The sequence below is a fragment of the Pseudomonas brassicacearum subsp. brassicacearum genome, assembly GCF_008801605.1.
GTDB classification, from domain to species: Bacteria; Pseudomonadota; Gammaproteobacteria; order Pseudomonadales; family Pseudomonadaceae; genus Aquipseudomonas; species Aquipseudomonas brassicacearum.
Map to the genome: position 1 here is coordinate 183,831 of NZ_VZPJ01000011.1, position 24,025 is coordinate 207,855.

Here is a 24,025-nt window from a genome sequence, read left to right on the forward strand (position 1 = left end):
AGGAAGAGAACATGGCTGACGTAAAAGTGCCGCAGCGACTGGAACCGCAGGAAATAGTGAAATTGTTGGTGGCGTTGCGCAGGGCGTTGAAGAGCGGGGTGGCCTGAGGGGAACGATCACGCCGACGCTGTATCAGCCGTCGGCGCTTGAAACCGTGACAAGGTTTACCGCGCGAATCAGAACGCCGGCAGTACCGCGCCGCTGTATTTCTTCTCGATGAACGCCTTCACTTCAGGGCTGGTCAGGGCCTTGGCCAGTTTCTGGATGGCCGGGCTGTCCTTGTTGTCCGGACGGGCCACCAGGAAGTTGACGTAAGGCGAATCCGCACCTTCGATCACCAGTGCGTCCTTGGCCGGGTTGAGACCCGCTTCCAGGGCATAGTTGGTGTTGATCAGGTCCAGGTCGACCTGGTCCAGCACACGCGGCAGCATGGCCGATTCCAGTTCCTTGAACTTGAAGTTGTGCGGGTTCTTGGCGATGTCTTTCGGGGTCGCCAACGCGTTTTTCGGGTCTTTCAACTCGATCAGGCCTGCCTTCTGCAGCAGGATCAGCGCACGGCCGCTGTTGCTGCCTTCGTTAGGCAACGCGATGGTCGCGCCATTTGGCAGATCAGCCAGCTTTTTGTACTTCTTCGAGTAGCCGCCGAACGGTTCGACGTGAACGCCGATCACGGTCACCAGATGGGTGCCTTTGCCTTCGTTGAAGTTCGTCAGGTACGGCAGGGTCTGGAAGTAGTTGGCGTCCAGGCGCTTCTGATCCACCTGCACGTTGGGTTGGACGTAGTCGGTGAAGACCTTGATTTCCAGGTCCACGCCTTCCTTGGCCAGGGCTGGCTTGATCAGCTCGAGGATTTCAGCGTGGGGTACAGGCGTGGCCGCCACGACCAGTTTTTCCGCGGCCTGGGCCAGGCCCGAGGCCAGGGCTGCCGCCAATGCGGTGAACAACAGAACCTTTTTCATGCAGTGTCCTTATCGAATATCACTGTCGTCATGGACGACGGCCAACGAGGGAGTGCCAGCGAAGTGCTATCGCTGGCGTGATGCGGAAGATACCGATATTTTTTATGCCTTAAAAATATTTTTTATGGACGGACATATATCAATATTGCATATAACAAAAACATACGGAGGTACCTTCGTCATGCAAATCGGATGTCCGAGCCTCGCTTCCTGACTTCACCGTAAATATCTTCGGGGGCTTCAGCTCGCTCATGATTGCTGAACCATTCGTCCGCCTGTCGAAGATACCCTTTGGCCTTTTCAATGTATTTTTCTCTCTCGATTGTATAGGTGACGCCTTTAACCGGGTAATTGGCGTAGCCGACTACATCCTTGGCCGTCAGCACGTTGGCGAGATCGTCTTGCAGGCCGATGAAGTTGCGCTGGCCTTCCCGAACCAAAGGGCTCGCGGCCTTGGAGTAGCCGCCAACACGTGTCGCGCGCACATTGCTGCGACCCAGCGTCACCACGTCACCGAGCGAATCAACGGTTTTGCGCAGGGCTAGCGATGTCCCCCTTCCCAGCAATTTGCCGGCCAGCGCAGCCCCGCCGGAGACGGCGCCCAAGGCAAGGCTGGTGTAGCTCAGGATTTGAGCGGCAACGGCGTCCGGCGCGGCCTCTTCCAACACCACCGACGCAATCGATACCGCGCCTCCCACCACCTCCAGCGTCAAGGCCGCCGCAGCCGAAAACGACACCCCTACCAATGGCGCGGATGCGCCAAGTGTCGCAATGGTGAATGCAACAGAGGCGATCGCGAAAGCAGCAGTAAGGCCGATCTTGATCCAGCCCCAGGTAGAAATATGACCGGTCGGATCGCTGAGATTGATCGGGTCTGCGAGGCAATAGGCATAGGGGTTCAGGCCACCGCCATCAAAAGGACTCCAACTGTCGGGCCTATGAAATCGCATCAGTACCGGATCGTAGGCCCGATAGCCATTGCCAAGCAGGTAGCAGCCAGTGACCGGATCCAGCGGTTCGCCGCCGAAACCGAACAGGCTGCCCAACCCGTCTCCCCCCGGGCGTTGGCCATAAGGCGAATAGGCGTGATGGGGATTGTCGCCGCCAGAAAGTGCTTGCAGGACATTGCCGCAGCCATCGGTTCTGAATAACGCTGTCTCTTGCCCCTGCAACAACGCCAACAACTGTCGTTCTTCGCGAACGATGCTGCGACTGCCCTTTTCCGTTACCTCGCTGGATAACTGCTCTTCTCGGTAGAACCGGCGATACGGCTCCTGCCCCATCAACTCAACGGCATGAAGCCGGTCCGAAGCATCGTACCGATAGCGCGCCAATGTCGACCTTGAGTCAGCCGAACTCACGCGCTCCAGGCGGCCCAATTCATCGTAGGTCAGCTGGCGACCCCATGAGTCGTTGAGCAAGTTGCCGTCGTCGTCATATCGGAAGGTCGAATTGGCGGACACATAATCGCGATGACTGTGGGTAACAGCACTCAGTTGCGTTTTGTCAGCCAGGTCATATCGGTACGTGGCGGTGTTCTCGCCGCCCGCGAAACGCGTGACGACCCGCCGGATATTATCGAGATAGTCATAGGTGTAATCCTGCGACGTGATGATTTTGCCCTGTACGTCCACGGGCGCCTGCGGGCCTTGACAGGCGTAACGGGTCAATCGGCCCCGCAAATCATAGGCAAACGTCTCGACACGCAGCACCCCGTTTGACTTGAGCGTACGCCGGCTGAGCTTATCCCCCGGGCCGAACGACTGGGCGACCTCGACGACGTCATTGGCCGAGGAGGCGGAACGTCTAAGGATTTCGCGGCCAAACTCGTCGTATACCAGATCGGTGACCATCGAAAGGCCTGATCGAGGATCGGTGACGGTGATGCACTTGACGAGCCCTTGGGCGTCGTACGAATAGGTGGCGGTGATGCGTTCTTGAGCGGAGGCGCTGACTGGGCCTTGTGTGACTCCCGACAGGCGTCCCGTTTGATCATAAAGACAGATGCGGGCCATGCCGTTGACGTCGGTATGGCCAATCGGCTTACCCATCAATGAATAGGTTTGCTCACTATCGAACCGGTCAAGCGCAGTGACCCAGGATTCTCGGCTGAGCCGGCCTGAAGGACCATATTCCATACGCCGCTGCACCAGCGAATTGGCCGCTTCCTGAAGCAAGCCGGTGTGCGGATCAAACCGATGCTTCGTGGCGACGGATGCCTGGCTGCCGGAGCGGCTGGTGATGCAATCATCGAGCATTGGATCAAGTGTGAACCGCAGCTCTTTCCCGGCGGGAGTGCGCTTGCGCGAAGCGTTCCTGCTGGAACCCGCATAGCTCATTCGTTCGCTGCGACCGCCGCATTGATTGTCGGTAATGCGCATCAACCCATCGTAGGCACGAGTTCCCAGTACATAGCCGTTCGCGCTGATTTGCGTGGGGTGATCAGCCTGACTTTGCAGCGCGTACTTTTTCTCGATGACAGTACCGTCCGGTAGAGTCGTACTCAGCACACGGCCAGCCAAATCGTATGTGTAGCGGGTAACCGCACCGTCGGAAGCGATTTGCCTGATACACCGTCCCAAGCCATCGTAGTCATAGACAGTGACCTCCCGCACAACGCCTGACAGATCCATACGTTCGACGCGCGCTGGTTTCTCCAGAGCGTTAAGGAATGTACAGGTCTTGCCGCCACCATCCGTCCAGTGGGTACGAGTGCGTGCCACAGGATCGATCTCATCATGAACGATCACTTGCCCACGACGATTGGTACGGTTCTGATGCCCCCACTGGTCGTAGTCGTAAAGCGTTTCCAGCGTTTTCGGCTCGCCGTTGAACCAATCGATTTGTTTATCCGACTGCAGGCGACCGAGGCCGTCGTATCGGGCCTCATAAACGACCCGCATCGGCGCGCCGGGCATATCGACGTCCTGTTTCTCGACGTTCAGGGTGCGACCCAGTCCGTCGCTGCGGGTCACTGTCAGGCCGCCGCGGGCGTCCTTGACAGTGACGGTGGCATGACCGCCGGGCGCCGACTGATAGATGAACTCACGCGACGCAGAGTGGCCGGTGTCGGGCATTACCGTTTCACGGGTCAACTGCCCCAGCGAATCGTATTCCATGCTGACCACGCAGCCACCGGCCTCACTGCTCTTGATCAACCATCCGCATACGTCATGCCAGTCCTGTCGTAGATGGCTCAGTCCTTGGGCGCTAAAGGTCTGGTCGGTGCGAACGTTATCGTTTTCATGTTGGTAGGCGTAACGATATTCGCTCCGCACGCCACCTACCGTTTCAACTTTGCTCTGCAACCGCCCATGAAAGACGTCACTAACGTTGTTGATGTATTTCAACCGACAGTCCACCCGTGGCTCGCTGATGCCCTCTTCGTAGAGTGTTTCACTGGCGAGCCGAACACAGGGACGCCCAGCAAGCAGTGAGGGCGATTGGCTGTAGGTGTAATGAACGACGGTGGTAGGTGCGGTGGCGAAATCAGGCGAAGGGTGTATCGACTTGCGCTTGAGGAAACAAGGCACGCCTATGGGGCTGGGTGGACAATCCACGCATCCTTGTGCCGGGAAGTACTCATAAATCTCCCGGGCACCGCATGGACTGGTTTTTTCCAACAGGTTTCCATGCACGTCATAAGACGTCCGGGTGGTCTCCGTCCGGACGTTGCTGCGCCCCATATCCTCAGTCGCGCTGGTGTTGAAAAAAAAGCTGTCATGCACGGCGCGTTGCATCTGGAACTGTGGAGGCTGATTGCTGAAAGCCTTATCGGGCACATCGTGATATTGGATCTCCCGCAGTTGCATCGTGCTGCCGCAGATCGTCCTTTGTGAAATCATCGAATGGAAGCGGTTGTAGGTACGAATAATTCGTGAGTATTCGCGTCGACCGTTTCTATCAAGGATCCACTGAATCTGAGTGCAGGAGTATTGATAATCGCTACTGACGCTATAAAGCACATCACGCTCAGCGGACCAGCGAAAACCTGAGGCATTGCCAAGGAAGTTTCTAGGCGAATACTGGTATGTATTGATAATCGCCGGCTGGTCTCCGCCGGGAAACATGACCGATTGGGTGACGTACGGCATGTCGGGGACTGGTGCACCGTCGGGTAGCCTATGCCCCTGACTCTTGTACGTGAGACTTTCCTGGGCACCGTTTGGCTGATGAACTTCGCTCATCACCAAGAAGCCATTGATCGGGGAATAGCCAAAGTTCCAATTCAACTCGGTATTTTCAGCGGTAACCAGCTTGATGCCCTGGAGCTCTCCAAGCCGTAGCGCAAGCAGGTACTGAAGCCTCTTGGAGGGAATATCCGGCCACACGGTAATTGACGGTGGCTCCGGGCTGTTCAGGGCATAGTCGATATGCAAGACCCGTCGACGCTGATGATGGACCGTCGCCAACTGTCGCGTTCCGGACAGGAGATGATACTGGTAGAGCGTTTCCTTGCCATCGGGCCAATACTCGCGCTCCAGCAGCCACTCGTTATAGGTCGCGCTGGGGCGTGAAAGAATTTCAATCCTGCCATCGATGTGCTTAATAAGCATTTCATTGTCTTGTATCGTGACGAGTAGGTTATCGAGCTTCTTATCAAGGAAAGTTACCTGGCCACCGCTGATAAATAGCTGATAGGTCTCTCCGTTCGTCAATGTCAATTTACGTCGACGTTGATCGTAACTGCAGGTACGAAGAGACCAGCCGGTTCCGAGGCCCAGATTCCTATCATTGAAGCAATCGTATGAAAGGGTCAGTGAGACCTTCGGGCCGCCGGCTGCCTCAGCCGGCACCGCGTCCAGCGCCACACTGCAGCTGTAGGTACCGGTACGGGGGTCCACACCCGAACGGACAAAACTATCAAACTTGAAGGCAGCCGAAGTTAACTGCCCGGAAGGAGAGGTTGAGTTACTCATGGGATCGTCCTTGAAAACGTCTTTTTATTTATCGATGAATCCGGACCAAAAGCGGATCATCGGTTAGCTCCAAGCGCAGTTGGTGAGGATTCCCATACATATCTTGAAATTCCATAAGCGTGTTGGATACAGGGTCTCGGACCCACACATCCCCCCCGTGTTTGCCGTAGGCAAGTACCAAAGCAACCTGCCCTTCTTCGCTGCGACTCCCTCCCAACGCATCAGGTCGCTCCCACCTCGGAGCCCCGCCTGTTCGCATATACCTGCCATTGCCATAGCCAACCAGGTAATAACCTGTGTATCGGCGATCCGAGCTTCCTATCCGCGGATGAGTGCCGATATTGAAGCCCGTTACGAACTCAATTCGCTGCTGATCAATGATCAGTTCCAAGACAAAAACCTCGACCTTTTCAATGTCACGCGAGGTGGAGGCGTAGGGGGCCGAAGTGCGATTGAGCGAATACTGTTCTGCCCGATAAACCGCCACAGGAAGCGAATACAATTGAAGAGATGCCAGTTCGGTTTTCGTATCAAACTGGAACATCTCGCCGTCCGCCCGCGTTATTCGCGGCCGCACTCTAATGGGTGTATACGAAGTGCTGCTGACATAAAAATCCACTACATAGACGAACGGTCCCGGCGGTACCGAACCAGGCACAGGGCCGTTGTGAGGCAGTTCGCGAAATCGACTATCTTGGAACTCCATGTACTCCCATACATGGGTACCCTCCGGGCCGTATCTGTTTTTTTTGGACAAAGGCAACCCACTCGATGCATCGACCAAAACGATGGAGTCAAGTTCGGACTGGGTCAGGGGAACTCTCCTATGGAACGCATCTGCCACCGCGACAACTACCCTGACCTTCAGCTGTTGACGACCATTCCTATATACTCGGTTACCACCCGACACTGAAAAAATCTTGAACTCTTGCAACTCGAACCATGCAGGAGCATTTGCCACGACAGACGTATCATTTCCAAACTGCATTTTAAACCTCGACCTTTAGTTAATGAATTCGCAAGTCAAAACTGCTTGCGCCATTCAATTAACGGCCACAAAACCTCCGTAAATCAAGCGGACAAATCAAACATATTATTTATATTAAAATATATAACTTAACGACTGACATAACATTATCAAGGCAATACTTTTAATACTCACATAACAAATCGCCCCGACGGCACAGCCGTCGGGGCTAAATAAAATCGGCGGGCACATGCACAAATCAGAGTTCAGCAAACCACTCTTTCAACTGCTCCAGTTGCTGATGATTGCCGGACCTGACTAACGTTAGAGCCATCTGCTTTACCACCGCCAAAGGTTCCGTCAGGGCTGGCAAGTTAAGATGTTCTGGCAAGATGTAATCCCCAGTGCTCACCAACAACGCAAAATGAATGACATTCTCCAGTTCGCGGGTATTGCCCGGCCAACTGTGCTGTTCAAGTGCGAGTTGCGCCGCTTCGCTGATCAGCGGCACTGTCAGGCCCAGGCGTTGGCTGTAGATGCCCAGGAAATACTCGGCCAATGACAGGATATCGCCCACTCTCTCACGCAGGGCGGGCAATTCGAGCCGGCCTTCACTCAGGTAGTGATAGAGCCGCTCATGGAATTTCCCGGCGGCCACTGCTTGCGCCAGGTCGATGCTGGTGGCCGCAACCAGGCGGACATCCACCGGACTGGGCTGATGCGCGCCGACACGGGTGACTTCGTGGTTCTCCAGGGCCGCCAGCAACTTGATCTGGATCGGCAGTGGCAAATCGCCGATTTCGTCCAGGTAAAGGGTGCCGCCGTTGGCCGAGCCGAACCAACCGGCCCGGCTGCTGGCCGAGCCACTGTAGCTGCCGGCGGCATAACCGAACAGTTCGGCGTCGGCGTAGGTCGGGCTGATAGCGCCGCAGTTGACCGACACAAACAATCCGCCGCGATCGCTTTCGCGATGGATATGCCGGGCCAGCAGTTCCTTGCCGCTACCGGTTTCGCCGCGTATCAGCACCGAAATCGCACGGGGTGCCAGTTGCTCCAATTCCTGGCGCAACTGCCGTGAACGGGGGTCGACGAACACCAGCGCCTTGGCGCGAATGCTCAGGGGGCTTTTTTCCGCATCGGGAAAGGTCAGCAAGGGCTGACCGAAGGTTTCATGCAAACTCATGGCTGGCTCCCGCCCCAGACCGCCGGGAGACGGGGGGCGCTAAAAATTCAGGCGCGACGCAGGGCGTGATGCTCCATGCGGTTTTGCAGACGATAGAGATAAGCGAAACCCTGCTCCCAGCGCTGGTGGCCGGACTTCACGTTGATATGCCCCGCCCCCGCCAGGATCCCGGCCTCGGCTCCCCAATTGCGCGCCAGTTCCAGGGCACGCGGGGCGCTCACGGCGGCGTCGTTGTCGGAGCTGACCACTTGACTTGGGAACGGCAACAGATCAGTGGGAATCGGCGCGAAGTTGCGCAGCGCCGGAGCGCAGGCTGGCCGCTCGACATCCGCCGGCGCCACCAGCAACGCCCCACGGACTTGTCGCAGGAATTGCACCGGCGCGGTGGCGGCCCAATGAGCCACCGTGATGCAACCCAGGCTATGGGCGATCAGGATCACTGGCGTGCTGTCGGCGGCCACGGCCTCGGCCAGCGCCGCGACCCAGTCTTCACGCCGGGGCGTGACCCAGTCGGCCTGCTCGACCCGGGCGCTGTTGGGCAAGCTGTTCTGCCAGTGGGTTTGCCAATGATTTTCCGGCGATCCTTGCCAGCCCGGCACAATCAGGTAGCGAATCGATTCGTTGCGCATGGGTGCTCTCCTGCGTGTCTGTTCCCGGACGAGTATAGGGAGGAGAGCTATATTACTTAAGGAATAAGAAGCTATTTGTTAAGACCTGAAAGGAATATTAACTCGAACCTGTGGGAGCGAGCTTGCTCACGATAGCGGTATGTCTGGTACATCCATGCTGACCGACCGTTCGCTATCGCGAGCAAGCTCGCTCCCACAGGTAATGCGTCGATCTCACTCGCTACGCCCCTTGCGCAACAACACATCCAACTGGTCGATCACTTCCGCCCAGTCCGCATCCTCGAGGATCTCGTCGCGCAACATTTGCCGCTGGCCCTCGCTCCAGAAAAACGCATCGGCCAGGTGCAGCCCAGGCTTGAGGGGTGAATGGCTGGTGATAAATTGATCAATGCCCTGAGCGTCATCGGGCAAGCCAAGTTGCTTGAATAATGAGGAAAGAGGGTGAATTGGGGTTTCCATACGGGCCTCCTGAACATAATGGAGATGGCGGGGTGTTTCTCCGCAGTCTAGCCCCTCGCCGACCGCCAGACTGATCAAAATTCAATCAACCCTCGACTCGACTAGACTTTGGATAACGTCCCGACGAATACACGTTGCGGAGGATCCCGTGAACATTCACTGGTTGACGGTTGCGCTGCTGGCGATCAGCGGGCCTGCATTCGGCGCCGATGGCCTCGCGCTGCCATATACCGACCCGATGGCTTTCTGGCTGATCGCCTTTGGCGTGGGCTTGCTGGTCTTCGAGGCGGCCCTGCCCAATTACGGCGTCGCGGGGCTGGGCGGGATTGTCCTGTGTGTGATTGGCGCGGTCATCCTGACCAACGCCGAAGTCCCGGTTCCGCTGATGCTCGGCCTGGGCCTGGTCAGTGCTTTGCTGCTGATCGTCCTGTTGGTCCGTGCGTTGAAAACACGACCGCGCCGACCTTTCAGCGGCGATGCCGCGCTGTTGGGCAGTGTCACGACGGTGACCGCATTGCAGGCCGGCAATCATCATCATGGCTGGGTCCGGTTGGAAGGCGAACGCTGGCAGGTGGTAAGCGCGACGCCGCTGCGGCCAGGGCAAGCGGTGCGTGTCATCACTCGCAAGGGTTTGCTGCTGGAAGTGGCCCCCGCTGATTCGCAAGGAGTCTGAGATGGGTATGCAAATCGGTTTTACGATGCTGTTGTTGCTGTTGATCGCGTTGGCGGCTTCGACATTCCGGATCCTGCGTGAATATGAACGAGCAGTGGTGTTCCAGCTCGGACGGTTCTGGCAGGTCAAGGGGCCGGGGTTGATCCTGCTGATTCCAGTGGTGCAGCAGATGATCCGCGTCGACCTGCGCACCATTGTCCTCGACGTGCCGCCCCAGGACGTGATCACCCGCGACAACGTCTCGGTGAAGGTCAACGCGGTGCTGTATTTCCGCGTGCTCGATCCGCAGAAAGCCATCATTCAGGTCGAAAACTTCCTCATGGCCACCAGCCAACTGGCCCAGACCACCTTGCGCGCGGTCCTCGGCAAGCATGACCTGGACCAATTGCTGGCCGAGCGCGAGCAATTGAACGGCGACATCCAGCAAGTGCTCGACGCCCAGACCGACGCCTGGGGCATCAAGGTGGCGAACGTCGAGATCAAGCACGTGGACCTCAACGAATCGATGATCCGCGCCATCGCCCGCCAAGCCGAGGCCGAGCGGGAACGCCGGGCCAAGGTGATCCACGCCGAAGGCGAGCTTCAAGCCTCGGAAAAACTCATGCAGGCCGCCGAAATGCTCGGCCGCCAGCCGGGCGCCATGCAGTTGCGCTACATGCAGACGCTGGGCTCGATTGCCGGGGATAAAAGCTCCACCATCGTCTTCCCCTTGCCGATTGAATTGCTCAAGGGGATGGCGGAGTTGTCGCCCAACAAGGCTTGATGCATTGCCCACTGTGGGAGCAAGGCTGGCCCGCGATGGCGGCGATGCGGTCTTTCAGAAATCGAGGCGCCTGTTTCGCGAGCAAGCTTTGCTCCCACAATGGGGAAGTGCGGCGTTTCGCTAGAACCCCTCGCCATAGCGCAATGTTTCGAGAGCTTCATAGGGCCCCTGCGCCCAGCGCATGACCCGCTCACGCAACAACGCCGAAGCCTCCCGGCGCTTGTCCTCGCTATCGCCTACAAACGCTTGCGCCGGCTGCTTGGCGTGCTGCCCGACCGCTGCGAACACTTGCCCGCATTGCTCATCATCGAGCCGGAAAAACGCCGCCAGCCTGCCCGTCATCGCCTCGGGCAGTTCGGTGTAGTTGACCGCCATTGCGCCAAATACCTGACAGTGTTCCAAACCCGTCGCCAACAACCGTCCCACCCGACGCGAGATGAAATCTTCCGGGCTGCCGAACGGCAATCCATCGTCCAGGACCGTCGCCCCGATCATCCCCGGCACCATGTGCATGCCGGGACGCCGCAGGTGGGAGACGGCGATTTCCAAGGGGTCGCGGTACAGGAACAGCCAGGGCGTGTCGGGGAAACACTCACGCAACAGCGCCAGCTCACCGATGTTCCAGGCGTCGAGTTTGACCACCAGGCGTTGCTCCACGCCTCGGCGGCGCTGCCCATAGGCGGACATCAAGCCCTTGAGCGCCACGCACTGCTCGGCAGGCGACAGATCACTGCGCAGCAACGTATCCAGGGGCGGTGGTTCCGAGATAACGATGTGATCGTCCAATTGGGCAAGCATCTGGCTGATCAAGGTCGAGCCGCAGCGGGAGGCATGGAAAATGAACGCACTGGGCGCCAGGCCCGGGCTTTGTCGTTGCCACTGACCGAACACGTCCAAGGGTGTCTGGCGGCGGAACGCCTGGTTGAAGGGCAAGCGCAGGGCGTCTTCCACGGCGTCGCCGAAGAATGGCTGCGACAGTCGCGCGTCGCCGAACCAGCACCAATCGACCCGCCACTGCCCGGCCTCTTGCCATACGCGGATCGGCAACCAGCCATGCAGATTCAGGTCTTCCATTGGTCTCTCCACTGCTGGCGACCGGTGCGCATCGCAGCCCGCAACTCCTCCCGGGTGAAATGAAGCCCTCGTTCGGCCCCCAGCGCCAGAGCGGAGTCAATGAAAGCTTCCGGCTCATGCAGGTTCTGCAAGGTTCGGGCGAGATGGGGATCCGTTTCTACACGCTGCCGAAAAAGGACAAAGTCGCTTGGCCCGACGCCCACAGCGGGTGTGGTGGGCAGCCCATCGGCAATCTGCTGTGCCAGCCAAGGCCCAGGACGACAATCGAGCACCAGGTGAACCCGCGAATGAGCGCTTCGATTCACAACTCGATGAGGTCGCGCCAGGTCGAGGAACCAGCACTCGCCCGCCGTCATCGGAATGATTTGCCCATCCAGGAAGAAGTCCACGCCAGGCGAGCTGAGCAGCGGCACGTGCAGGCGCAGGTCGGCGTCCGGCCCGTCCAGGTCATAGTCGCGATGTTCGTGGATGCACCCGCCGGGCCCGAGCCGCAGCAGCCGGGCCGAGACGATCTCCAGGGGCCAGTCGCGCAACGCCTCATGCCAACGGCCATCCGTTGACCAAGGCGCGCGGTGCAGGGGCTGACCGCGCCCGGGCGACAGCTCGGTGACGGCATCCGCCGCCGAGATCAGCGCCACCCCGCTCCAGTCGCCGCTGTAATAGGCACTGTTGAAATGCCCCTGCCAGCGCTCGTCTTCAACGGCGGCCAGTGCCTGCAACAGCAACGGCAGGTTCACCGCCACCGGCAGCCGGGAAAACGCCGGGCGCGTCATGCCAGCGCCCGGTTATTGAGTCACCGCGGCCGTCGTCGGCACCGTGATGTCGCCTTGGGCCCAGGCTGCTTCACGATTAGCCAGCGCCGAGGCAATCGACTGGACTGCGGTCGATTGCACTTCGTTTGGCAGCGGGTCCAGACCGGCGCTGGCGAAGATCTGCCCATAAGCGTTGCGCAGGTCGGCGTAGGCCAGGTCCCGGCGCAGATCGGCCTGCAGGGTGTTCAGTTCACCCTGGATCAGATCCAGCTCGCCAATGCCGGCAGCCTCGTGACGGTTGCGCAGTTGACCGACAATCTGCCCGTCGATGTCCGCCAGTTGCTGGCTGGTCTTGAACTGGCGCAGCGCTTCGCGATAGTTGGCATTGGCCACGTACAACTGCGCCAACACGGCAATCGACATCGCCTGGCGCCGCGCCGACGCCACTTCTTCACCGGCCTTGGCCACGTCGATGGCCGCCGGGGCGGAAATCACGTTGAACAGGTTCCAGGTGACTTTCACGCCATAGTCGGCCCAGCCCTGTTCCACCAGGAACGAGTTGCTGTCGTAATGCCCGCCGGCGGAAAACTCCAGCCCCGGCAGCAGGCGCAGCATGGCCTTGCGGGTTTCGGCGGCGGTGATGCGGGTCTGGTAATCCTGCTCGCGCAGTTCCGGACGGCTGGCCAGGGCTTCCTGTTCGAGACGGGCCAGGTCGACCTTGAGTTCCGGGATGGCGTATTCATCCTGGGTCGCCAGGGTCAGCTCGGTGCCCAAGGGCAAGTTGATCAGGGTCGCCAGTTCGGTCTTGGCCAGGGACAGCGCCCGACGCTGCTCTTCGAGCTGGCGAGTAGCCTGGATCAGCGAGCGCTGGTAGCCCAGGGCCTGCACCGGGTCGCCAATGCGCTGTTCGCTCATGCTCTGGCTATTGTCCCGCGCCGTCTCGACCCGGGCCATCAGGCTGTCGATCTGCTTGAGCAGGCGCTCGGCGGCCATGGCGCGCCAGTAGGCTGAACGCACGTCCTGGACGATGGTGTTGATCACCTTGCGCCGGCGCTCCTGCACGATCAGGCGCTGGTCCCCGGCCTGCTTGGCGCTGATGTAGCTGACGCCGAAATCGAGCACGTTCCAGACCATGGTCAGGTCCGCCACCTCGCGGTCGCGGTCCTGGGAGGTCGACGGCTCCAGGGACTGGGTGCCGGTTTCCACGCTCTGGCTGCTGGAGGCGTTGACGTTGTTGCGGCCCACATAACCGGCGTCCAGGGCCATGCGCGGCAGCATGTCGAAACTGGCCAGGTCCAACTGACGCTTGGCCAGGGCTTCCTCCATGATCTTCAAGCGGCCTTCGAGGTTGTACTTCACTGCCCGGGCCATGGCCTGGTGCAGGGTCAGCGGGCCGCTGAGCGGCTCCTGATCCTTGTACATATTCTGCAGGTCGGTTCGAGCGCGCTGTTCGCTGACGCTACGCTCGATCGGATCGCTGGTGACCGCACAACCACTCACCACCAACGCCAGCAAACTCATACCGAATAACTTCTGACTTCTATTCATTCCCTGGATTGCCCCTGGCTGCCCCAATATTTTTTTAGAATTCAGGCCTGCACTTGGCTGATGCCGACCTGTTGTAACGCGCTCGCCAGGCTGTCGACCTGACGCTGTTCAGTGTCCTTGAGGTGTTGCAGTTGCTGACCCAGGGTCGGCGCCCCGAACGTCCCGCGCAGCCCTTGGGAAACATCGCCGCCCTGCATCGACTGGCTGTCGAAGGCGTCCATTGATTCGCCCTCGGAGCCGGAGTCCTGGTTGAACAGGGTCGACAGCGTGCTGGTGCCGAACACCCCGCCATCACCACCACCAAAGCCCAGGAACCCCTGGCCGCTACCGTCGCCGGCGGCGTCAGTGCTGAAGACCTGGGCGATATAGCTCGGCGCAAGCGCACCATGGTTGATGAAAATATCCCCGATCGGCCGCAGGCCACCGCCCACGTCCCGTTGCTCGAACAGCGGCGGGAAGCCCAGCGGCGAACCGAGGTTGCCGGTCGGCGGGGTAAAGACGATCGGTTGCAACGGCACCTCGGACGGCGGGATAACCGTGACCGGATCGGTGGTCAGGAACTCCGGCGGCGGCTTCACATCGTTGGGCACCACAGTGTCGATCGCATAGTTGTTGGACACCGCCACGCTGGCCCCGGCGTTGCCCGTCTGGTCGCTGACGTTGCTGGTGTCCAGGGCAATGAAATTGCTCGGGTCGGTGAGGTTCACCGTCGGTGTGAACGTCGCGGTCCAGGTCTTGCCACCATCGCTGGTGGTCAGGTTGGTCAGTTCACCGTTGGTGACGCTGAGGTCCGACAGGTCAAAATCCGTCACCGCTTCGCTGAAGGTGAAGGTCACCTGGGTCGTCTCGCCCACTGTCAGATTCGGGTCGGCGACCACGATGGTTGCCGTCGGCCGGGTGGCGTCGAGTGCGTAGTTGGCGGAAATCGCGATGCCCACGCCGGCGTTACCGGCCAGGTCCTGCACATTGCCGGCATCGAGCAGGATCAGGTTGGTGGCATCGTTGACGCCCACAGTCGGCGTCAGGGTCGCGGTCCAGGTCAGGCCACCGTCACTGCTGGCAAGGTTGGACAACACGCCATTGGCGACACTGAGATCCGACAAGTCGAAACCGGACACCGCCTCGGTGAAGCTGATGGTCACGGTGGTGCTCTGGCCAATGCCCAGGGTGGTATCGCCCACGGTGATGGTGGCGCCAGGGCGAACCGTGTCGATTGCGTAGTTGTTGGAGTCCACCACACCGACACCGCTGTTGCCCGAGGCGTTGACCACGCCGCTGGTGTCCAGGCTGATCAGGTTGCTGGTGTCGGTGATGCTGGCGCTCGGCGTGAACGTGGCCGTCCAGGTGACGCCGCCGTCGGTGGACGACACATTGCTGAGCGTACCGTTGCTGATGGTCAGGTCGCTGTTGTCGAAACCGCTCACCGCTTCCGAGAACGTAATGGTGACCTGCGAGGTTTCTCCTATGCGCAGCGCACTGTCGGCCACCACGATCGTGGCCGTCGGCACCTGCGTCTCGACTGCATAGTTGGCCGAATCGGTAGTGCCGGTCCCGGTATTGCCGGCCGCGTCGCTCACGCCGGTATTGTCCAGGGTGATCAGGTTGCTGGTGTCGGTCACGCCCAGGGTCGGCGTGAAGGTTGCGGTCCAGGTCAGGCCGCCATCGCTGCTGCTGACGGCGCTCAGGGTACCGTTGGCGACGCTCAGGTCAGCGTTGCTGAAGCCGGTCACCGCCTCGCTGAAGGTGATGGTCACCTGCGCGGTTTCACCCGGTTTCAACACCGAATCGCTCAGCACGATAGTGGCGGTCGGGCGCTGGCTGTCGACGCTGTAGTTGTTCGAATCAGTGGTGCCGCTGCCCGCGTTGCCCGCCAGGTCGGCGACGCCGCTGTTGGCAAGGGTGATGACGTTGCTGGTGTCCGTGACGCCACTGGTCGGAGTGAAAGTCGCGGTCCAGGTGATGCCGCCGTCACTGCTGCTCAACCCGCTGAGCGTACCGTTGGCGACGCTCAGGTCGGCGTCGGTGAAACCGGTCACGGCCTCGTTGAAGGTGATGGTCACCAGCGAGGTCTCACCGGCGGCAATGGCGGTGTCGGCGACGACGATGGTCGCCGTTGGGCGCACGGTGTCGACGGCGTAGTTGTTCGAATCGGTGGTGCCGACGCCAGCGTTGCCTGAGACGTTGACGACACCGGTATTGTCCAGGGTGATCAGGTTGCTGGTATCGGAAATGCTCGCGCTCGGTGTGAACGTGGCCGTCCAGGTAACGCCACCGTCGGAGGACGACACGTTGCTCAGCGTGCCGTTGCTGATGGTCAGGTCGCTGTTGTCGAAACCGCTCACCGCTTCGTTGAAGGTGATGGTCACCTGGCTGGTTTCACCGATGCTCAGAGACGTATCGGCCACCACGATGGTCGCCGTCGGCACCTGCGTGTCGATCGCGTAGTTGGTCGAGTTGGTCGTGCCGGTTCCGGTGTTGCCCGCCGCGTCACTCACGCCGGTATTGTCCAGGATGATCAGGTTGGATGTATCCCGCACACCGAGGGTCGGCGTGAAGGTCGCAGTCCAGGTCAGGCCGCCATCGCTGCTGCTGACGGCACTCAGCGTGCCGTTGGCAACGCTCAGGTCAGCGTTGGTGAAACCGGTCACCGCCTCGCTGAAGGTGATGGTCACCAGCGAGGTTTCGCCGACACTGAGGTTGGCATCGGCCAGCACGATCGTTGCGGTCGGACGTTCGGTGTCCAGCGCGTAGTTGTTGGAGTCGGTGCCGCCGACATTGAGGTTGCCCGCCAGGTCAACGATGCTGCCGCTGTTGAGCGAGATGACGTTGCTGGTGTCCGTGACGCCACTGGTCGGCGTGAAGGTCGCAGTCCAGGTGATGCCGCCATCGCTGCTGCTCAGCCCGGAGATCACGCCGTTGGCGACCGTCAGGTCAGCACTGGTGAATGCCGTCACGGCCTCGTTGAAGGTGATGGTCACCAGCGAGGTCTCGCCAGCGGCAATGGCGGTGTCGGCCACGACGATGGTCGCGGTTGGGCGCACTGTATCGACAGCATAGTTGTTGGAGTCGGTGGTGCCCACGCCGGCGTTGCCCGCAGCGTTGATCAAGCCGGTATTGTCCAGGGTGATCACGTTGCTGGTGTCGGAAATGCTCGCGCTCGGCGTGAACGTGGCCGTCCAGGTGACGCCGCCGTCGGTGCTGCTCATGGTGCTGAGCGTACCGTTGCTGACGGTCAAGTCCGCGTTGTCGAACCCGCTGACCGCCGAGTTGAACGTCACGGTGACCAACGTCGTCTCGCCGATGCTCAATGTGGTATCGGCAATCACGATGGTCGCCGTCGGCACGTTGGTGTCGACCTGGTAGTTGTTGGAGTTGGTGGTGCCGGTACCGGTGTTGCCCGCCGCATCGCTGACGCCGGTGTTGTTCAGGACAATGAGGTTGGACGTGTCGCTGACCCCGAGGGCTGGCGTGAAGGTGGCGGTCCAGGTGATGCCGCCATCGCTGCTGCTGACGGCACTCAACGTGCCGTTGGCCACGCTCAGGTCCGAATTGTCGAAACCGGTCACCGCTTCGGAGAAGGTGATGGTGACCAGCGACGTTTCGCCAACGCTCAGCGCCGTATCGGCAACCACGATGGTGGCGGTCGGGCGCAGCGTGTCGACGACGTAGTTGTTGGAGTCGGTGGTACCGCTGCCGACGTTGCCTGCACCGTCCACCACGCCCGTGTTATTGAGCGTGATCAGGTTGGTGGTATCGCTGATGCCAGCGCTCGGCGTGAAGGTCGCGGTGTAAGTGATGTTGTCGCTGGTGCTCAGGCCGCTCAGGCTGCCGTTGGCGACGGTCAGGTCCGCCAGGGTGAAACCCGTCACGGGCTCGCTGAAGGTGATCGTCACCAGCGATGTTTCGCCAACGGCGATGGCCGTGTCGGCGACCACGATGGTGGCGGTCGGACGCACGGTGTCGATGGCGTAGTTATTGGAATCGGTGGTCCCGCTGCCAGCGTTGCCGGCTGAGTCCGTAATGCCGGTGTTATCCAGGGTGACCAGGTTGGTGGTGTCGCTGACGCTGGCACTTGGCGTGAGCGTGCCGGTCCAGGTGATGCCGCCGTCGCCGCTGCTCAGGCCGGTGATCGTACCGTTGGCGACCGTCAGGTCGGCGGTGGTAAAGCCTGTCACCGCTTCGTTGAAGGTGATGGTCACCAGCGAGGTTTCGCCGACGCTCAAGGCGTTGTCGGCCACGACGATAGTCGCGGTCGGACGCTGGGTGTCGACGGCATAGTTGTTGGAACTGGTGGTGCCGCTGCCGGTGTTGCCCGCCGCGTCCGCCACACCGGTATTGGCCAGGATGATCAGGTTGGTGGCATCGGTGGTGCTGGCGCTCGGGGTGAGCGTCGCGGTCCAGGTGATGCCGCCGTCGCTGCTGCTCAGGCCGCTCAAGGAGCCATTGGCAACGGTGAGGTCAGCCAGGGTGAAACCGGTCACCGCCTCGCTGAAGGTGATCGTCACCAGCGAGGTTTCGCCGATGTTCAGCGCGGTATCGGCCACCACGATGGTGGCGGTCGGGCGCGCGGTGTCGATGGCGTAGTTGTTGGAGTCGGTGGTCCCGCTGCCGGCGTTCCCGGACAGGTCGGCAATGCCGGTGTTATCCAGGGTGATCAGGTTGGTGGTGTCGCTGACGCTGGCACTTGGTGTGAGCGTCCCGGTCCAGGTGATACCACCGTCGCTGCTGCTCAGGCCGGTGACCGTGCCATTGGCGACCGTCAGGTCGGCGGTAGTAAAACCACTCACCGCCTCGCTGAACGTGATGGTCACCACGGAGGTTTCACCGACGCGCAGCGCGGTGTCAGACACCACGATGGTGGCGGTCGGGCGTTGCGTGTCGATGGCGTAGTTGTTGGAGTTGGTCGTCCCCACGCCGGCGTTGCCATTGAGGTCCGCCACGCCCGTATTGTTCAGGACAATGAGATTGGATGTATCGGTGATCGCCGCATCCGGCGTCAGCGTGGCCGTCCAGGTGATGCCACCGTCGCTGCTGCTCAGGCCGCTAAGCGTACCGTTGGCCACCGTCATGTCGGCCGTGGTAAAGCCGGAAACGGCTTCGGAGAAGGTGATGGTGACCGTGGAGGTCTCGCCAATCCTCAGGGCCGTGTCGCTCACCACGATGGACGCCGTGGGTGCCACGGTGTCATTGACGATGTAATTGTTCGAGTCGGTGGTGCCCACCCCGGCATTGCCGGCCAGGTCGGCGACGCCGGTATTGTTCAGGGTGATGATGTTGGTGGTGTCGGCGATGTTGCTGGCCGCGGTCAACGTACCAGTCCAGGTGATGCCACCGTCGCCACTGGTCAAGGTGCCGACGCTGCCGTTCTGCACCGTCAGGTCCGCTGCGGTAAGGCCGGTAACGGCTTCGGAAAAGGTGATGGTCACCGTCGACGTACCACCGGAGTTCAGGTTGGTATTGGCCACCACGACGGTCGCGGTGGGCGGCGTCTCGTCCGGCACATAGTTGGTGTTGATGGTGCCGCCATCCCCGTAGACGTTGGCCACCGACGCCGGCGAAACGCCAGCGCTGCCAGCGCTTGTCCCTCCCACGCCGCTGCCACCGACGTTACCGGCCAGGGCCGCGAAGTTGGCAGCCGTGATCAGGATCGAGCCTTTGTTCCAGATGGCGCCGACACCGACACCACCCGCACCACCCGCCTGGAGATAGCTACCGCCAGCCCCGCCGCCACCACCACCACCGCCGGCACCGACGTTGTTGGAGATGACCGAGTTGCCGATGATCCGCAGGGTTGCGCCGGTATCGTTGTAGATACCCCCCACCGCGCCGCCGCCAGCGCCGCCGATGTCGTCATAACCATCGCCACCGCCGCCACCGCCGATGGACAAGCCTCCGCTGGTGGCCGTGCCGCCGGCCGAACCGGTGCTGTAGCCTGGATAAGCCGCACCGCCCGCGCCACCCGTGGTGGAACCGCCACGCCCGCCAATGTTGAAGAAGCCGCCGCCCGCGCCCCCTTGTCCGGCCGTGCCGTTGGAGCCCGTGGAGTTGAGCGTGTCGCCGCCCTTGCCACCGGTACCGCCAGTGATCGCGCCACCGCCACCACCGCCGCCACCGGCGTACTGCGGCGTTACACCACCGCCACCGCCGCCGCCCGAAGCGGCGTTCGCGGTCACCGTGACGTTTCTCAGGGTCAAGGTGCCGGCGTTGTAGATGCCGCCGCCCTGGGACACCAGCGCATCGTCGCCGCCGTTACCACCGTTGCCTGCCACCATGCCCCGGGTAATGACCAGGCCATCGAGGGTGGCGGTGGTACCCGACGTCACGTTGATGATCTGGGTGCGATATTGCCCATCCAGGGTCACATCGGCGACGTTGTCGTTGTTGAGGTCGCCATCGATGGTGACGTTTCTATCGACCACCAGCACTTGGGTCAGCGCGACGGTCATGCTGGTATTGAACGTGACAATGTCACCGTTCTGCGCCGAACCCAGGGCTGCGCGCAAAGAACCGATACCCGAATTGAGGTTATTGGTGGCGGTCCAGGTGGCCAGGCCCCATTGGTACTCGCTCATGGCGGAGTTCGAGAGCACGTTGGCGCTTTCGATGTTGCCGGTGGCGATTTCCAGGTCCCAGTCGCCGCCCAGGCCGGTACGGTCGTCGGACGCCGCTACATCGCGGCCGGTCAACTGCGCCAATGAATCGACCAGGCTCAAGCCACGTTCGCCTTCGGCGGTATAGCAGCCATAGATCAGGATATCGCCACCGGCATTCATGTCCTGGCCGATCTGCGCGAGCACTTCGCTGCGGGCCTGGACGTTATCCGCCGACAGGTAGCTGTTGCCCAGCCACAAATCACCAGCGTTACCGTGGGCGATGATCTGCACCGAGCTGATGCCCTGGTGGGTGTCCAGGTAATCGGCGATCTGTTGCAAGCCGTCCTTGCTGGCATCCAGTTGCACGACCTGGGTACCAGGCGCCACGCCTTCGAGCAGGCTGGCGGAATCCTTGACCCGGGAATCGACGAACACCACAGACTTGCCCGGCACGGCAGCCTCGGTGGCATCGACCTGGCCCTGGGGTGCATGGGTGTCGGCCGGCTGGTCCGCCGTGGGCGTCTTGGCCGCATCGGCCGTCGGATGTGCATCCGGTTGAGCAGCGTCGGCCACGGTTGCCGCCACCGCGCCGTCGAATAGCATTCGCGGCTCCAGGGACATGATCATTGGCGATGCCAGGGCCTGTGCGCCCTCGGTTACCCGCGATTTGCCTTTACTCCACCACATGACGATCACCTGGACTCGAACTTCTTGAACACGCAAATGAAAAAAACCGCAATCAGCTGATCGCGGCGTCGGTTTTCATACGAATGACATTGGCGGCGCTTGCGGACCCATCGCGCCAGAACGACAACTCGGCATACTTTTCAAACAGATCCGGCGGCAGCAAGGTCCGCCGGGCTTGCGGCGCGACCTTGGGCTTGACCTTGTGCAGGCCGGCAACGCCCAGGGCCTGGTCGAAGGCCGGCGCGTCGTAGGTCAAGTGATTGAAATCGTGCTCGAACCAGGGTTCGCCGATGAAGTCGTACACCAGGCGCATCACCCGCTCCGGGGCCTGGCTCAACAAATCGTAATCAACGATCAGCAGCGACTCGGCGTTCTCACCGTAATAGGCCTCTTTGAGCGCCGTCCAGGCGAACCCCACCAGGCGGTTGCGCTGGGCCAGGGTTTCGCAGCGGCTGTAGACGGTGTTGCGCTCGTCATCGTCGTTGAACAGCTTGGTGTTTTCGAACGGATTGGCGCGGTAGAGCCGCTCCAGGCTGTCGAGCACCCAGGCGACGTTGCGCACACAGGCGATGGTCTTGGCTTGGGGAAACAGATCCTGCAAGGCAGGCAAGCGGGCGCACCACTGGCGGTTCGTATCGAAGATGACAGGCTTGTCGGATTTGTCGGCGTAGTAGGAATCGAAGAGACCGCGCAGCAGGCGGCGGCGCAGGTCGGTGTCGATGACCGAGCCGAACTCGCTGCCGGCGCTGCATTGCTGCAGGACGCTGCTGAACAGCGAACCGACGGGACTGGTCATGCCGGCATGAAAGCGCGGGTTCTGCAACAAAATGGCAGAAAGCAGGGTCGAGCCCGAGCGCGGTAAACCGGAGATAAAGTGAAACTGCGGCAATCCCTTCACCTGTTTGTAGTCCCTTTGTATCGCCAAGCGTAGCCGAGGAAATAATCGCCGACTAGTAGTACTTTGACATCAAATACACCTTGAACCGTAAAAAAGATGGACGGTACAGGCCCACGGCATACGTGAATCGATTAAGCGAACTCGAAGTATTTTCATGCCCTTTTCACCCAGCAGAATGAAACAACCGCGTCTACGCTCAGCGTGCGTGACCAGGCCAGGGGTTAAGGAGTAGGACTGATCGCACCTCTCCTCCCCCAGACCCTGCCCGCGTCGCCATACCAACAATCTGAAGGGATGAGGAATCTATGGAAGTATTTATGGGCACTATCCAGTCATTCGCCTTTAACTTCGCGCCCAATGGCTGGGCGCTGTGCAACGGGCAGACACTCGGCATCTCCCAATACCAGGCGTTGTTCTCCCTGCTCGGCACCTACTACGGAGGCAACGGCACCACCAACTTCATGCTGCCCAACTTGCAAGGCCGCCTGCCCTTGGGGCAAGGCAACGGCCTGGGCCTGACTCCGCGGGTCATCGGCGAAGTTTCCGGTACCGAAAACGTCACAGCAACGATCAACAACCTGCCCAACCACACCCACACGCTCGCAGGCATCAGTGCCTCGACCACCCTGCAACTGGCCAACCCGGCCAGCAACCCGGTGAATACCCCAACGGCCACCAACTCGTTCATCGGCACCTCAGGCACCGGGCCGGGATCGGCGGCGATCTATTCCGACAAGATAGGCGCCTCGCCGGTGCCGTTGCAGGGAGTGACCACCACCGTTAACGGCACGATTTCCGCCACAGGCAACGGTTTGCCAATGGAGATAATGAACCCGTTCCTGGCGATCAACTTCAGCGTCGCGCTGAATGGCCTCTTCCCGTCCCGTAACTGATGAATCGCCGGAGGGCTACGGTCCTCCGGCCTTTTGGAGTCTCGACATGCTGCAACAGGTTCATAGCCGCCATTTCCAACCGCTGCTGGGCCAGACCGGCAGCCTGACCCTGCCCGACGGCAGTCGCCTGCCGGTGCGCTTCGAAACCCTCGAAGAAACACCTCGGGCAAAGCTGCCGAACATCGAGCGCATGCCCTTCAGTGTGGAACTCAACAGCCTGGAAAGTACGCCGTTCGTGGACGGCCTCTGCGAGCTGGAAGTGCCGGAACTGGGCAAGATCGAGGGGGTATTCGTGTCACGGATGCCACCCATGGGACGGGATCCGGCGCTGGGGTATTTCTACATCGCGTTTAACTGATCACACAAAACCCGAGTTCAAAACAGACCTATTGTCGGAGCGGGCTGTGTGGGAGCAAAGCTTGCTCGCGATCCAGGCGCAGCGGTCCTCAAGAGACCGCGGCGTTTTCATCGCGGGCAAGCCTTGCTCCCACACAGCCCGCTCCCACAGGAATTTATAGTGCCTGCAAGACTTGCTCAGTTGCCTTTCGGATACCAGACCAACCGCTCCGCCGCCGGGCTGCGCTCTTGTACTTCGAAACCCAGCGCCAGGTAGTGCCGGCGGGCATGGGGATTGCTGGTCCAGACCACGGTCGCCACCGGGCAACGGATCTGTTGCGCGGCTTTCTGCACCCCTTGCAGCACCGTCCGGCCATAACCTTGCCCACGCGCCTGGGGGATGAAGGCCAGGTACAGCACGCGAATTTCATTGGGGCCGAAATCCGTGCTCAAGGCGCCGATGGCGGTGCCGAGTTTTTCCACGACGTAATGCATGGCATTGGGAAAGTTCTCGCCCAACCCTTGCTCCTGCACCTGGAACTGCTGGGCAAGCACCTGTTGCACTTGCTCGTGCTCACCGTCGATCCACTGCAGGTCCGGTCGCGCCGCCTGGTACAGGCCCTGCAAGAACGGTCCATCGCTGACCCGCGATGGACGCACCACCAATCCCTCTGCTGCCACTGAATCCATGC

At 60.7% G+C, this 24,025-nt stretch carries 16 protein-coding genes; 4 read left to right on the top strand and 12 right to left on the bottom strand.

Annotated elements, in window-relative coordinates:
• Nucleotides 1–176 precede the first annotated feature (176 nt).
• From F7R20_RS23240 to F7R20_RS23265, 6 genes are all read right to left on the bottom strand, one after another.
• The gene (locus F7R20_RS23240; protein WP_003196610.1) at nucleotides 177–959 is read right to left on the bottom strand and encodes a MetQ/NlpA family ABC transporter substrate-binding protein; all 783 of its coding nucleotides are present in this window, start codon (nucleotides 957–959) and stop codon (nucleotides 177–179) included.
• 179 nt (nucleotides 960–1,138) lie between these two features.
• Entirely contained in the window at nucleotides 1,139–5,878 is a 4,740-nt protein-coding gene (locus F7R20_RS23245; RefSeq protein WP_003196605.1) for an RHS repeat domain-containing protein, read from the bottom strand.
• Between the two features lie 28 nt (nucleotides 5,879–5,906).
• Nucleotides 5,907–6,866: a hypothetical protein gene (locus F7R20_RS23250; RefSeq protein ID WP_027912155.1), complete on the bottom strand. Its 960-nt coding sequence runs from the start codon at nucleotides 6,864–6,866 to the stop codon at nucleotides 5,907–5,909.
• A 238-nt stretch (nucleotides 6,867–7,104) separates the two neighbouring features.
• Nucleotides 7,105–8,028, bottom strand: coding sequence for a sigma 54-interacting transcriptional regulator (locus F7R20_RS23255; RefSeq protein ID WP_003196603.1), 924 nt, complete (start codon nucleotides 8,026–8,028; stop codon nucleotides 7,105–7,107).
• A gap of 47 nt (nucleotides 8,029–8,075) precedes the next feature.
• On the bottom strand, nucleotides 8,076–8,657 hold the full coding sequence (locus tag F7R20_RS23260) for an alpha/beta hydrolase (protein WP_003196600.1): 582 nt from the start codon (nucleotides 8,655–8,657) through the stop codon (nucleotides 8,076–8,078).
• 213 nt (nucleotides 8,658–8,870) lie between these two features.
• Nucleotides 8,871–9,116 (bottom strand): DUF2789 domain-containing protein, encoded by a 246-nt coding sequence (locus tag F7R20_RS23265; protein ID WP_003196599.1) that lies wholly within the window; start codon nucleotides 9,114–9,116, stop codon nucleotides 8,871–8,873.
• A gap of 148 nt (nucleotides 9,117–9,264) precedes the next feature.
• Here F7R20_RS23265 and F7R20_RS23270 point away from each other — a divergent pair, with 148 nt between their 5' ends.
• Nucleotides 9,265–9,789: an NfeD family protein gene (locus tag F7R20_RS23270; protein WP_003196597.1), complete on the top strand. Its 525-nt coding sequence runs from the start codon at nucleotides 9,265–9,267 to the stop codon at nucleotides 9,787–9,789.
• A 1-nt stretch (nucleotide 9,790) separates the two neighbouring features.
• A complete protein-coding gene (locus F7R20_RS23275) occupies nucleotides 9,791–10,552 on the top strand; it encodes a slipin family protein (protein ID WP_003196596.1) in 762 nt (253 codons plus the stop codon).
• A 120-nt stretch (nucleotides 10,553–10,672) separates the two neighbouring features.
• On the opposite strand, the gene F7R20_RS23280 is transcribed toward F7R20_RS23275, so the two are convergent.
• From F7R20_RS23280 to F7R20_RS23300, 5 genes are read right to left on the bottom strand one after another with little or no spacing between them, the layout of a single operon-like run.
• On the bottom strand, nucleotides 10,673–11,626 hold the full coding sequence (locus tag F7R20_RS23280) for a sulfotransferase family protein (RefSeq protein ID WP_003196594.1): 954 nt from the start codon (nucleotides 11,624–11,626) through the stop codon (nucleotides 10,673–10,675).
• Nucleotides 11,614–12,399, bottom strand: coding sequence for an aspartyl/asparaginyl beta-hydroxylase domain-containing protein (locus F7R20_RS23285; RefSeq protein ID WP_003196591.1), 786 nt, complete (start codon nucleotides 12,397–12,399; stop codon nucleotides 11,614–11,616). The genes F7R20_RS23280 and F7R20_RS23285 overlap by 13 nt, the downstream gene beginning before the upstream one ends.
• Nucleotides 12,400–12,411: 12 nt before the next feature.
• Nucleotides 12,412–13,926, bottom strand: a complete 1,515-nt coding sequence (locus tag F7R20_RS23290) for a TolC family protein (protein WP_003196589.1) — start codon at nucleotides 13,924–13,926, stop codon at nucleotides 12,412–12,414.
• A 41-nt stretch (nucleotides 13,927–13,967) separates the two neighbouring features.
• A complete protein-coding gene (locus F7R20_RS23295; protein WP_081352600.1) occupies nucleotides 13,968–21,206 on the bottom strand; it encodes an Ig-like domain-containing protein in 7,239 nt (2,412 codons plus the stop codon).
• A gap of 52 nt (nucleotides 21,207–21,258) precedes the next feature.
• Nucleotides 21,259–22,104: a sulfotransferase family protein gene (locus F7R20_RS23300; RefSeq protein ID WP_003196585.1), complete on the bottom strand. Its 846-nt coding sequence runs from the start codon at nucleotides 22,102–22,104 to the stop codon at nucleotides 21,259–21,261.
• 305 nt (nucleotides 22,105–22,409) lie between these two features.
• On the opposite strand from F7R20_RS23300, the gene F7R20_RS23305 reads away from it, so the two are divergent.
• Both F7R20_RS23305 and F7R20_RS23310 read left to right on the top strand, forming a co-directional pair.
• Nucleotides 22,410–22,997 carry a phage tail protein gene (locus tag F7R20_RS23305; protein ID WP_003196583.1) on the top strand — a complete coding sequence of 196 codons (588 nt, stop codon included), beginning with the start codon at nucleotides 22,410–22,412 and terminating at the stop codon, nucleotides 22,995–22,997.
• 46 nt (nucleotides 22,998–23,043) lie between these two features.
• Nucleotides 23,044–23,355 (top strand): DUF6916 family protein, encoded by a 312-nt coding sequence (locus tag F7R20_RS23310; protein ID WP_003196581.1) that lies wholly within the window; start codon nucleotides 23,044–23,046, stop codon nucleotides 23,353–23,355.
• Between the two features lie 176 nt (nucleotides 23,356–23,531).
• Here the strand turns inward: F7R20_RS23310 and F7R20_RS23315 are convergent, their stop codons facing one another.
• The gene (locus F7R20_RS23315; protein WP_003196579.1) at nucleotides 23,532–24,023 is read right to left on the bottom strand and encodes a GNAT family N-acetyltransferase; all 492 of its coding nucleotides are present in this window, start codon (nucleotides 24,021–24,023) and stop codon (nucleotides 23,532–23,534) included.
• Nucleotides 24,024–24,025 lie beyond the last annotated feature (2 nt).